Below are 12444 nucleotides of genomic sequence, written 5' to 3' on the forward strand. Positions count from 1 at the left end.
CTATATAGATCCAGCAATAATCAATAGATTGATTGATTTTGCTGCAAATGTACCATTGATTGCACCATTACTGATAGGTAGATCGGTCTGTTTGACAATTGAATGGAGATCGGTAGCACTATAATGGTAATGTTGTGCAGATTCTCCTCCTATAAAATCACCAAGATCGATCTGGGCTGAAAGTGCGGTATCAGATTTATTAATAATCATCAGAGTGAGAGCACCATCGCTACTGCGTTGGGCGGCATAAATTGCAAGCTGCCCCTGATCGGCACTAGCAGCCGGAATACTGATATCACCAAATTTGCTCCCTTGACCATCATAATTCTGGTACATCCGAAAAGCAAACACTACTGGTAGATCGGCAGTTAGCGCTGGTTGTTTGTTCCAAACTTTTGCACCCCAAAGGGTTGCTAACCCCACATCCTCACGCCCAAAAATCCCTAGCACATCGGCTTGAGCCAAGGCTCCATTTATATCATCAATAGCACCGAAGTTATACTCCGAAATGCCTAACTTTAGACCAGGGTAGTGCCGGTTAACCCAAGCACGCATACGCGGGATCAATTGCACCGCAGTATTGCCATTTTCAGTATCCTTAATCCAGCTTTCATCGACATAACTTGTATCCCAGAGGGAGCGGGTACTGCGAAGCCGGAGTGCCTGGGTGGTATTGTTACCAGCTGGTGAAAGTGCGACCCCCGCCGCCTGTGGGTAATAATGGAGGTTTAAATAGTCGATAGTACGCTTACCGCTCTGCTGATCGTGGGCATAAAGTTGAGTTAGATACCAAGCCACAAATGCCTGACCATTGTGGGCTTTACGGTCGGCTTCGGCGGTTTTATCGGGATAGGAGCCATATGATGAATAGAAGTAGCGCGTCCACCCATCCTGTACTGGTCCTAAAATCTGGGCATTTGGATCGGCTTGGCGAATAGCAGCAGCGTAATCGATATTGCGCTGCAATAGTTCTTCGTAGCTTAAATAGCCAGGGTAGACATCGCGGTGTGTCTCAAACCAAATCCCTGGTTCATTATCGAGTCCATAAAAACGGACGCCACCAGCCGAGGCATTGCCAAACTTCTTTACCAGATGAGCCACCCAACGGCGGATAAAATCGGGACCAACTGCAATGCTAGTATCGGTGGGGTCATTACCAGTAATCCGTGAAGAATCGGAGCGACGAATCCCATTGCCACAATCAGGATCGTATGGGTCGGTTGATTGTTGCTCACCATATTTACTGACCTTAAAACCACAGTTATAGGGGTGACCGAGTGGGTTCGGGTCATTTTCTGTTTTAGCTTTAGCTTTAGCTACCCAGCCAATGATGGGAACGGTAATAAACGATTCAGTTCCGGCAGCCTTGTTACGCTGAATAAAGCGATCGGCAGCAGAATTATTGGGAAGCTGTGAGCGATCTGGGTTATCGCGGGGGATGTTTTCAAAATACCAGTCCTTGCCAGTATTGTAGAAATCATTCTCCCAATTGTAGCGAGTTGTGGCATTGCCACCCCAACGAACAACTGGTGATTTGATGGCTTGGCTTAGTTTGTTAAAATCCTCATCATTTATGCCAATAGCATTAATACCATAGATCAGTGGGCTAATAGGATGCCTAGCGGCCGCAGGATTGATACTAAGTTGAAGGGTTAGTTGAGTCATAATTAGTCTTCCCTAAAAAAACCTGTTGAATAAACCTAACCATATAGGACTCCTCCAAAGATTTTTGAAAACATACTTAGACTGAAAAGCCCGTTTGTTTTATCAGGTTTCATCTAAAATACTGCTCAAAATCAGATAGGACTCCTGTGGTTAGAAGCACTAGCTTGTTAAGCAGGATATTGCCTGGTTAATTCTCAGGTTTGATATCCTCTGTGCCTTTGATAGTTCTAACTTTAGAGAGCAATAGGGAAGAACTAGGGGAGAAAAATAGAGCTTATAAAAAATTCTGGCAATTTAAAACTCCATGCCTAAAAATTTAGTATCAGCCTTTTATATGCAGGGTACTTCACAGCTTGATTCTAGGTCGGCAAATATACCAGCACTAAATTTACTACTCAACTTTGGCATTTAGAGATTGTTACAGGTTCCAAAGTCTTCTACACTGACTTGATAGGTTTTAAGTCTCAACAGCTCCTCATGATGGATAATGATAGAGAGTACATCAGGCAAGCTGAAGCCACTCGTGTACGTGTCCTAAGCGAAGCACTACCTTACATTCAACAATTCGCCGGTCGCACCGTTGTTGTCAAGTATGGTGGCGCAGCGATGAAAGAAAGCACCCTCAAAGATAAAGTCATCCGCGACATCGTATTTTTATCTTGCGTCGGCTTGCGACCGATATTAGTGCATGGTGGTGGCCCAGAAATTAACAGTTGGTTAGATAAACTGGGAATCGAAGCCCAATTTAAGAATGGTCTGCGAGTTACTGATGCTGCCACAATGGATGTGGTAGAGATGGTTTTAGTTGGTCGAGTCAATAAAGAAATTGTCTCGCTGATTAACCAAGCGGGAGGCTTGGCCGTGGGACTTTGCGGCAAAGACGGTAATTTATTTACAGCACGTCCCCAAGGTCAAGAAGGCATCGGCTTTGTGGGGGATGTCAGCAATGTAAATATCAAAATTTTGGATACTTTGTCTAAAAATGGCTATATTCCTGTAGTGTCGAGCGTCGCTGCTGACGAGACGGGACAAGCTTACAACATCAATGCTGATACTGTCGCTGGTGAAATAGCCGCTGCATTAGGAGCAGAAAAGTTGATTTTGCTGACTGACACTCAGGGTATTTTAAAAGATTACAAAGACCCGTCTACCTTGATTCCGAAACTAGATATTCGGGAAGCCCGTGAGTTAATTGCCACTGGTGTCGTTAGTGGTGGGATGATTCCCAAAGTCAATTGTTGTGTGCGATCGCTTGCTCAAGGTGTCCGTGCAGCACACATCATTGATGGACGCCTTCCCCATGCCCTGCTTCTAGAAATCTTTACTGACGTGGGGATCGGCACAATGATTCTTGGTTCCCAATTTACCTCTTAAAACCTGCGGGTGGGTCACTGGCCCACCTAGAAACTAATATTTTTAATTAACTTAATCTTGCCAGCATCCGAAAAAATGCCAAAAATCTCTTTAGCATTGGCACAATTAAAGCAGAGTTAATTTATGTGGGAATCGTGAGTGCAGAAAGTTTAGAAATTGCCAAAACTCGCTACCAGCTTGGAAAAGCTGCCTTTGAAAATGGGCAATACCGAGAAGCTGTGGAAAATTTGGAAAAGGCGATCGCTTTATTAAATCGTAATTCTCGCCTAGGGGGTGAGGTAGGAATGTGGCTAGTAACGGCTTTTGAAGCAGCAGGGCGGACAGAAGATGCGATCGCTCTTTGTCAACAACTCCAACGCCATCCACACTTTGAAACCAGCAAACAAGCACGGAATTTGCTCTACATCTTACAAGCCCCAAAGCTGGTTAGACCAAGCGAGTGGATGACCGAAATCCCTGACTTGGGCGCACTCCCTAACAATGAAGCGAAAACTCGCGTTACTCTCAATCCGAAAAAATCTACCCCAAGGCAGAAGCCTGTTGAACCAGAATACATTGACCTTAGCCAAGTAAATACCACCGATAATCGCTTTATCTGGTTAGCCCTGATAGCTGTTGGCTTAACCGTCTCGTATTTGGTTTGGTTGAGTTTCTAAGGCTGGGGACTGTCTAAGAGGTGATTAACTTCTCTTACCCATTACCGATTACCGATTACCCATTAGCCAATTATGAATATGTCTATTTTCAGAAAACCTATATTATTGCTGGTACTATCAGCATCACTACTGCTTTCTGGTTGTGTGCAGTACGATTTGGGGGTTAACTTTGGTAACGCCAACAGCGGCGAACTAGTCCAGCATATTAAGTTAGCAGAAAAGCTCACCAGTTTTAGTGGCGATTATATTTATGATTGGTTAAATAGCATCGAGCGTCGCGCCCGCAAACTGAACGGAAAAACACAGCGGGTTTCCCCAGAAGAAATTATTGTGAAAATTCCCTTCAGTAATGGTCGGGAATTACAAGAGAAGTTTAACGATTTTTTTAACTCTCGCAATCCACAAATATCTGAATCATCTCAAAGCGAATCTGATTCAGAACTGCCGAAAATCGCCTCAAACTTGCTCTTGGAGCAGAATCATTTCTTGCTTTTAGTCCGAAATCGGTTAATTTATGATTTGGATTTGCGATCGCTCTCGATAATTGCCAGCAAAGGTAACGTTTTGGCTAATGCTGGTTCAATTCTCGATTTAGACTTTAGCCTCAACACCCCTTGGGGAGCAAGGAACATTAAACAAACTGAAGATGCTATCGAGCCAGAAAAGAATGGTTTACAACTAGTGTGGAAACTCAAGTCTGGTGAACTAAATCACATAGAAGTAGTTTTCTGGCTTCCTAGTCCCATTGGTATTGGGGCTTTGTTGATTATTCTGTTTGTCTGGGGAGGAATATATCTCAGATATAGTTTCATGCCCGATCCCAGAATTCAGTTTGCGCCCAAACAGTCATGAGTTCTAAGTGCTAAATGATGAAAGTTTGAAACTATTGAATAGACAAGTATGAGAGAAAATCAACCTTGTCTATTTCTTGATTTTGGATAGTTGACTGAACAATTAATTTTTGTTTCTATTTTGTTGTTCTTGCTTTCACTACCGCTTCAACTACTGTATGAGAAAGAAACCCCTAATAACAATTTTGTTCTAGAGGTTTGTCGGTGGAAGGATAAGATTGCCACGCCTGGAACCATAATATTGCCGCTACAGTGGCTGAAATGCTGATGTGTCCGTTAGACACTTTTAGTCATTTTTCAGCAATTAGAACCATAATATTGCCGTCAAGCAAAATTGTTACCATAAGCTTGCCAAAAATGTACTTTCTTAAGATTTCAAATCGGTAGTAAGAATTACAATGAACTGAAGCGCTCAGACCAGTGTCGAGAGCAATGAATTGGGTGACAGCACTCCTACCACTGCTATAACAACAAGACATATGTTGTGAGTTGCGTCTTCAATTCAAATTTCAGGGGGAGAAAAAATGCTCACACCTGACGAGTTTGATAGCTGGTGTAGTCGTCAAAACCTATCGCTACTAGGGCGCAAAACTCTCGCCGACATCCGTTCAAAAGAACCTGCACGGCGTGTAGGAGGAGGGAGAAAAAATGTGTCAGGTTTTTACCCCAGTAAAAAGATGGGGCAAACCATCCAATTTGAGTCCCACAAAGTCGAGCTTCCCTTCATTTACTCACTGGAGCATGATGAAGATATCTTAGAATTTTACGACCAACCCCCTGCATTCAAGATTAATTATCAAGGAGTCTCTGGGCGAAATATTGGATTCTTTTACACCCCAGACTTTTTTGTCATCAGAACAAACAGTGCTGGTTGGGTAGAGTGTAAAACTCTAAGTGAACTCAAATCGCTGATTTTTAAACACCCCCATCGTTACAGTAAGGGAGAAGATTTGAAGTGGTATTCGCCACCAGCATCTGAACACGCAGCGCAGTTTGGATTTGACTTTCACATCCAGTCAGATGACCAAATTAATTGGGTTCTATATCGCAACATTACCTTCCTAGAAGACTATTACCGAAATTGTGTTGATAGTATAAATCCGAATCAAACACAACTTATAAGAGCAATAATTCAGGAACAACCTGGAATAACTCTTCGGGAATTGCTATATAAAGCTAATAAAGTTAGTGCAGATGAAATTTACCAACTGGTTGCCACTGAAAAAATTTATGTGGATTTAAAGGCAACCCTCTTGGTTGAGCCAGAACGGTGCAGAGTTTTTTGTGACCAACTTTCGGGAACAACTTACAACTTGATGGTTTCGTCGCAGACCATCGCTGATTCTATCAGTTCCCCAGTTATAAATTTGATTCCCAACACGCCAATTAATTGGGATGGTCAAAGCTACAACGTGGTTCAAATTGGTCATACCGAGATTACTTTGCGTGCCAGAGAAGGAGACTTTATTGATTTGCCCATTTCTGAGTTTGAAAGTAAAATTCGGCAAGGAAAAATCACAGCTTCTCAACTCCAACAGTCCAACTGTAACGATGACCAAATAAAGTCTATTCTGCTCCAAGCCAGTTCAAAAGATTTAGAAGAGGCTAATCACCGCTACAGAAGTATTGAACCAATATTGCTGGGACAACCACTAGAGAATTCCACAATATCAGAACGTACCTTAAGGGATTGGTTAACCAAATATCGGCAAGCACAACAAAAATTCGGCTATGGGTATATCGGGCTTTTGAGTTGCTCTAATAAAAAAGGCAACCGCAACCGAAAGCTACCCCAACAGACCTTAGAATTAATAGACAAGTTCATAACACAAGCCTACGAAACGCACAAACAGAAGCGCAAGTATGAAGTCTATGGAGCTTTTAGCAATGCCTGTGTAAGCGCCGGAATTTCCCCAGACCAAATTCCCAGCTACAAAACATTTATTAACGAAATAAAACGGCGTAGTGGTTGGGAACAGACAAAGGCACGCGTTGGACATCGGGCTGCCTACCCACAAAAACCTTTTTACTGGGAATTAGAGCTAACGACACCGCGTCACGGAGACCGCCCTTTTGAGGTTGGTCATATTGACCACACAAAAATGGATATAGAGTTACGGTGTTCACTTACAGGTCAAGTTCTTGGCAGACCTTGGGCAACATTTTTGGTGGATGCTTACAGTCGTTCAATACTGGCGGTTTATTTGACTTTTGACCCTCCCAGCTACCGCAGCTGCATGATGGTGCTGCGGATTTGCGTGATGCGTCACTCTCGCCTACCCCAAATAATTGTGACGGACAACGGCAAAGAGTTTCACAGTAACTATTTTGAGAGCTTGTTGGCTTTGTTTGAGTGTACACTCAAACATCGTCCTCCTGCTGCTTCTCGATTTAGTGGAGTTTGTGAACGCCTATTTGGAACGGCAAACACCCAGTTGCTCTACAACTTGGCTGGTAATACACAGATTACTAAAAAAATTAGGTTGATGACCAAATCTGTCAATCCTAAAAATTTGGCAGTTTGGACACTTGGCTTATTGTATTTATATCTCTGCGAATGGGCTTACTCTGAGTACGACACAACAGAACATCCGGCATTAGGAATTTCTCCAAAACAGGCTTTTACTTCAGGAATATCCCAGTACGGAAGTCGCGCTCACCGACTAATACCTAATGACGAAACCTGGAGAATTTTAACCTTACCAACGACACAATCCGGGAAGGTAAAAGTGCATCCAGCTAAAGGGATACAAATAAGGAGCATTCACTACTGGAATTCAGCCTTTCGTGACCCTTTAATCCAGAAAACTGATGTAGAAGCCAGATATGACCCGTTTGATGTTGGAATTGCCTATGCCTATATCCGTGGTCAATGGGTTAAATGTATTAGTGAATATTATGCAATTTTCAAAGGACGCTCAGAAAAAGAAATTTGGCTGGCGACTGCTGAGTTACAAAAGCGTAACTCTAACCATGACAAACAATTAACAGTGAGAGCTAAAAAGTTAGCGGAATTTTTATCAACTGCTGAAGCAGAGGAAGTTTTACTCACGCAACGTTTGCGAGATGCTCAAGGTAAGGAAGTATTTCAAGTTATTAATGGAGTCAGGCAAAAAGAAAGTTTTTTGGAGCAATTGAATATCGCAGAAGAGATTAACAATAATAACTCAGAATCGTCTCCTACATCCGAAAATATAGCGATTAAACCTCATCGGCTTCAATCTTTCGATTCTTATTAATCATGTCTAAATCCTCTAAATTCCCTCAATCTCTACTGTTGCAATCACCGCTAGTGCGGTTGGCTTTCTTCGATAACTATACAATGGCACACCCTCGGTTAGAAGAAACCTTCAATTTACTCAAGCTTTTGGTTAGTAATTCTGGTGAATCACGAGTTATTTTTATTTACGGGCCAACTGGAGTTGGTAAAACAACCCTGCGGCTGCTGATTGAAAAGTGGCTGATTGAGACGAACCAACACGAATTAGAAGCTGACAGAGGTTGGTTGCCAGTTGCATCAGTTGAGGCAGTAGTTCAAAAATCTGGACTTTTCAATTCAAAAGATCATATCAAACGCTGCTTATTTGCCCTTCATGAACCATTAATTGACCAGAAAATAGACTATGGGACGCGAGGTATATATCGTAATAGCAATGGGCAAATTGTTATTGAATCAAAAGTTATTGAAACTGACTTGGGATGGGCATTAGAACAAGCTCTCAAGCATCGTAAACCCAAAATTTTTTTATTGATGAAGCTCATCACATGCTGATGATAGCTTCCGGGCGCAAGCTCACAGATTTACCAGAAGCTATTAAGTCCCTTGCCAATAGAACAAGTGTTGTGCATGGGTTAGTTGGCACCTATGAACTGCTCACCTTACACGATGTAGGGGATCAATTGAGTCGGCGTAGTGCCTATGTACACTTTCCCCGCTACCGTGCTGACTGCACCCAGGACAGGGAGATATTTCAAAGCGTGGTGTGGGGTTTTCAACTGAATATGCCCCTTGTTGAGGAGCCGGATTTAGTTTCTCATTGGGATTACTGTTATGAGCGAAGTCTCGGCTGCGTAGGGATTCTCAAAAATTGGTTTCAGAATGCGCTCTTCGATGCCATGACTGAAGGTGCGAACACCGTTAAAATTCAACATTTAGAACGGCGTGCCCTATCTGTTGCCCAATGCCGGAACATTCTCAAGAAAATTAAGGAAGGTGAAAACAATCATGCACAAATTGAAGCAGAAGTTTCTCAACTGCGTGCAGAACTTGGTTTGCCATCTTTAGGAGCCGTTGCAGATGATTCGGAGTCACAGACATTGAAAACTCTACAATTAGGTACTCAAAAAGGACGTTTAAGAAGAAAACCTGGACAACCCAAACCCAAGCGGCATCAAGTAGGCAATCAGTAATATGCTCTCCGAGACGCTCAAACTTTACCCGTCGTGGGATATTGAGAAAACTGCCATCCCACAAAGAAGTCGCTTATATCATCTAGAGCCAATTGGTATAGGAACTCCTGATGTAGAAAGCTTAACAGGCTATGTGCAAAGACTTGCTCATGAACATTGCGTCACTGTTAGACGGTTGACTATAACCGAAATTGCCCCACTTATGGGCAAAGAAGCAAAATTGCAAGATGAAAGTATTAGCAAAGTATTTGGGACTGGCAGAGATAGAACAGCGTTTAATGGAACAGGGTTGATGGCAACTAATCTTGTGGGTGCAATGTCTGCTCTAACTAGGCGTTTGGACTTGCACTACCTTACCCTGTTACCTTGGGCGCAGGTCATTTCTAAAAGAGGCTTGCTCCGTCGTCACCGGGCTTGGTGTCCCAAATGCTACCAAGAATGGCATGACAATCACACAAGCGTTTATGAACCACTTCTCTGGTCTATCAATACTGCCCAAGTCTGTCCTTACCATCATCAACCGTTGCAAGAGCAGTGTCCTTACTGTCATCAACAACAACTGACAATTTCTGGGGACTCCCGAACCGGACACTGTAATAAATGTGGTAAATGGCTGGGAAATAACCGACACAAAACTGTTGTCACAAGCCAGATAAAGTCAGAAGCAGAACAGAATCGGCAATTGAATATAGTTAACAATTTGGGAGAGCTAGTTGCAGTAACACCTACTCTCAATTCTCCTCCTAATCTTCAGAAAGTTAGTAATACAATTTCTACCTACATTTTGCAAGTTTTGAAATCTAGTATCCCTGCATTTTCTCGGCAATCTGGGATGAATAAGGCAACAATTGGTTTGTGGTGTAAAGGAGAAGTAATACCTCAAATTGATAATCTTTTGGTTTTAACTCACTATTTGGAAATATCGCTGTTAGATTTCTTAACAACAGACGTATTATTAGCTGACTCAAAAAACATTTTTCTGGAAACGGAACTGAATGTAGTTAAGCAGCCAAGAAAATCTTATAAGCACTTAGATTTGGAGAGAAAACAAGTTTTAAATGTAGTTCTAACAGAGGTACTCAAGGAATATCTTGCACCTTCTTTGGAAAATGTGGCACTTCGTTTGAGATATCGTCCTTTAGTTCTACAATATCATTTTCCTTCTTTATGTGAGGAAATAAAAATTAGACATACTGAGTACAGAAAGGTAAGTCAACAGCAAAAAATACAACCTATTCTGGAAGCAGCACTCAAAGAATTTCCACCTCCTTCACTTCTTTCCATTAATCGACGACTTGGCTATAAAAATAACAGCTATTTATACCGATATTTCTCTGAACTTTCTCGCGAAATCTCTAAGCGGTATAAAGAGTACCAGAAAGCTAGTGGGCAAGAGAAAAGAGAACGCATATGCCAAGAAATTATTGATATTGCTCAATTTCTTCATGAAACAGGACACAAGCCGACTCAAGCTAGGGTGACTAAGCTTCTCACTAGGCCAGGAGTCATGCTGAGTTGGTATGCTAAGAAGACTTTACGTGATGTTCAAAGCTCTCTCGGCTATGAATGAACATGATCTATACCGGAATGAATGGCACGCTTGTTTATTTGGAAGCATAATTTTGCCGAAATCAATTGGAAGCATAAGCACGTAAAAACGGCAATCTTATCCTTCCACCGACAAGGTTCCACCTTCATCAACCACCGCGTATAGATGTACGATTGCTCATTTACCCCCCTTATTTGCAATTAATGTGAGCCGGAGAGTAATGATTGCAAACTGGTTGCAAATAATCTGAGCCTAGTTGCAGCTAATTTGCGCCGAACCAACATTTCAGTTGCAAATAATGTGAGCCAGAAAATGTCTTGTTTGCAAGCCGGAGCATTTATAATTGCGAGCCACAACAACTATAAACCGCGCCTAAATTTCAGCGTGAAAACAGACAGCATCTTTTATCGCCTATTTCAAGATTTTCCCAGCATTTTCTTTGAACTAATTGGCAACCCTCCCGAAACTGCAAACATCTATCAATTTTCTTCCGTTGAAATTAAGCAAACAGCCTTCAGAATCGACGGTGTATTTCTTCCTACCCAAGATGAAGAAAGCCAGATTTATTTTGTCGAAGTCCAATTTCAACCAGACTCTGATATTTACATTCGCCTAGTTTCGGAAGCTTTTTTATATCTCCGGCAAAATCGACGCCGCAACTCTTGGCGAGGCGTGGTGATTTATCCTAGTAGAAACATAGACATTGGCGATAAAGAAGATTGTTTAGAATTTTTCCTCAGCCAACGCATCAGTAGAATTTATTTAGATGAATTAGGGGCAGTTGCATCACTTCCCATAGGTATTGCTACTATTAAATTAGTAATTGAAGATGAACAAACAGCAATTACCATCGCCAGGGAATTAATCAACCGTACCCAGCAAGCTGTAAATTTACCATTCCCACAGCAACAATTATTAGAATTGATCGAGACTATCTTGGTTTATAAATTTCCGCAAATGAGCCGAAAGGAGATAGAAGCAATGTTTAGCTTAAGCGAGCTGAAGCAAACACGGGTTTATCAAGAAGGTAGAGAAGAAGGTAGAGAAGAAGGTGAACAAGAAGGTAAACAAAAAGCAAAATTAGAAGCTGCACCTAGATTATTAGCACTGGGCTTAACTGTAGAACAGATAGCACAGGCGTTAGAGTTGGAGATTACCCAAGTTCAGCAAGCTGTAGAGCCAAAGTCTGAAAATCAGTAAAGAAAGTGGTGCGGGCCGAAAAGCCCGCTATTGCTAAGGGATGTAACCGCTGGTTAATTTACTACATCAACTGCCTAAAATTAAGGTGACAATCGCGCTATCTTCCAGCCTCCATCATCTAAGCGAGTATACAGCAAGCGATCGTGTAAACGGCTAGAGCGTCCTTGCCAAAACTCGATTTCTGTGGGGATCACTCGCAAGCCTCCCCAATGAGGTGGTCGGGGAACCTCTTTATTTGCATATTGGCTCTGAAATTTCTGCAACCGCTGGTCTAATTCTTCGCGGCTAGCAATTACCTCACTTTGATTAGATGCCCATGCACCTAGACGACTATTCGGCGGACGCATCTCAAAATACCCATCAGACTCCGCTGAAGAAATTTTTTCTACAGTCCCCAAAATCCGCACTTGGCGTTCCAGTTCCGCCCACCAAAAAACTAATGCCGCACAGGGATTCGTTGCTAATTCTTGTCCTTTGCGGCTGTTGTAGTTAGTGAAAAAGACAAAGCCGCGTTCATCAAAATCTTTCAGCAGTACCATTCTCGCCGATGGACTACCATCTGGTGTGGCGGTGGCAATAGTCATAGCATTGGGTTCAGGAAGTTGTGCGGCTAGTGCCTGATCAAACCAAATTTTAAATTGGATAAAAGGATTAGGGTCAATTTCACTTTCACTCAAATCTTGCAAGGTGTAGTCCTTGCGGAGGTCAGATATAGTTTTGTCCATTGTGATTTGCTTTA

The 12444-nt window shown here is 42.3% G+C and carries 10 protein-coding genes; 8 read left to right on the top strand and 2 right to left on the bottom strand.

The window, feature by feature from the left end:
* A complete protein-coding gene (locus CYLST_RS18165; protein ID WP_015209185.1) occupies positions 1-1665 on the bottom strand; it encodes a glycoside hydrolase family 44 protein in 1665 nt (554 codons plus the stop codon).
* A 477-nt stretch (positions 1666-2142) separates the two neighbouring features.
* On the opposite strand from CYLST_RS18165, the gene argB reads away from it, so the two are divergent.
* The 8 genes from argB to CYLST_RS18200 all read left to right on the top strand — a co-directional run bounded on the left by argB (position 2143) and on the right by CYLST_RS18200 (position 11705).
* The gene (gene argB / locus CYLST_RS18170; protein ID WP_015209186.1) at positions 2143-3039 is read left to right on the top strand and encodes an acetylglutamate kinase; all 897 of its coding nucleotides are present in this window, start codon (positions 2143-2145) and stop codon (positions 3037-3039) included.
* Positions 3040-3173: 134 nt separating this feature from the next.
* The gene (locus CYLST_RS18175) at positions 3174-3695 is read left to right on the top strand and encodes a tetratricopeptide repeat protein (protein WP_041233723.1); all 522 of its coding nucleotides are present in this window, start codon (positions 3174-3176) and stop codon (positions 3693-3695) included.
* Between the two features lie 72 nt (positions 3696-3767).
* Positions 3768-4547, top strand: coding sequence for a DUF3153 domain-containing protein (locus CYLST_RS18180; RefSeq protein WP_015209188.1), 780 nt, complete (start codon positions 3768-3770; stop codon positions 4545-4547).
* Between the two features lie 523 nt (positions 4548-5070).
* A complete protein-coding gene (locus tag CYLST_RS18185; RefSeq protein WP_015207964.1) occupies positions 5071-7785 on the top strand; it encodes a TnsA endonuclease C-terminal domain-containing protein in 2715 nt (904 codons plus the stop codon).
* A 2-nt stretch (positions 7786-7787) separates the two neighbouring features.
* Positions 7788-8318, top strand: a complete 531-nt coding sequence (locus CYLST_RS36015) for a hypothetical protein (RefSeq protein WP_245587400.1) — start codon at positions 7788-7790, stop codon at positions 8316-8318.
* Positions 8312-8956, top strand: coding sequence for a hypothetical protein (locus CYLST_RS36020; RefSeq protein ID WP_245587401.1), 645 nt, complete (start codon positions 8312-8314; stop codon positions 8954-8956). The genes CYLST_RS36015 and CYLST_RS36020 overlap by 7 nt, the downstream gene beginning before the upstream one ends.
* A 1-nt stretch (position 8957) precedes the next feature.
* Positions 8958-10526 (top strand): TniQ family protein, encoded by a 1569-nt coding sequence (locus tag CYLST_RS18195; RefSeq protein ID WP_015207966.1) that lies wholly within the window; start codon positions 8958-8960, stop codon positions 10524-10526.
* 363 nt (positions 10527-10889) lie between these two features.
* Entirely contained in the window at positions 10890-11705 is an 816-nt protein-coding gene (locus tag CYLST_RS18200; RefSeq protein WP_041233725.1) for an Rpn family recombination-promoting nuclease/putative transposase, read from the top strand.
* An 80-nt stretch (positions 11706-11785) separates the two neighbouring features.
* Here the strand turns inward: CYLST_RS18200 and pdxH are convergent, their stop codons facing one another.
* Positions 11786-12430 (bottom strand): pyridoxamine 5'-phosphate oxidase, encoded by a 645-nt coding sequence (pdxH, locus tag CYLST_RS18205; RefSeq protein ID WP_015209190.1) that lies wholly within the window; start codon positions 12428-12430, stop codon positions 11786-11788.
* Positions 12431-12444: the final 14 nt, after the last annotated feature.

It is taken from the genome of Cylindrospermum stagnale PCC 7417 (genome assembly GCF_000317535.1).
In the GTDB taxonomy this organism is placed as follows: domain Bacteria; phylum Cyanobacteriota; class Cyanobacteriia; order Cyanobacteriales; family Nostocaceae; genus Cylindrospermum; species Cylindrospermum stagnale.

Coding starts and splice junctions, on each gene's coding strand:
- CYLST_RS36015 (WP_245587400.1), top strand. CDS start 7,788: ATGTCTAAATCCTCTAAATTCCCTCAATCTCTACTGTTGCAATCACCG.
- argB (WP_015209186.1), top strand. CDS start 2,143: ATGATGGATAATGATAGAGAGTACATCAGGCAAGCTGAAGCCACTCGT.
- CYLST_RS36020 (WP_245587401.1), top strand. CDS start 8,312: ATGCTGATGATAGCTTCCGGGCGCAAGCTCACAGATTTACCAGAAGCT.
- CYLST_RS18180 (WP_015209188.1), top strand. CDS start 3,768: ATGAATATGTCTATTTTCAGAAAACCTATATTATTGCTGGTACTATCA.
- CYLST_RS18195 (WP_015207966.1), top strand. CDS start 8,958: ATGCTCTCCGAGACGCTCAAACTTTACCCGTCGTGGGATATTGAGAAA.
- pdxH (WP_015209190.1), bottom strand. CDS start 12,430: ATGGACAAAACTATATCTGACCTCCGCAAGGACTACACCTTGCAAGAT.
- CYLST_RS18165 (WP_015209185.1), bottom strand. CDS start 1,665: ATGACTCAACTAACCCTTCAACTTAGTATCAATCCTGCGGCCGCTAGG.
- CYLST_RS18185 (WP_015207964.1), top strand. CDS start 5,071: ATGCTCACACCTGACGAGTTTGATAGCTGGTGTAGTCGTCAAAACCTA.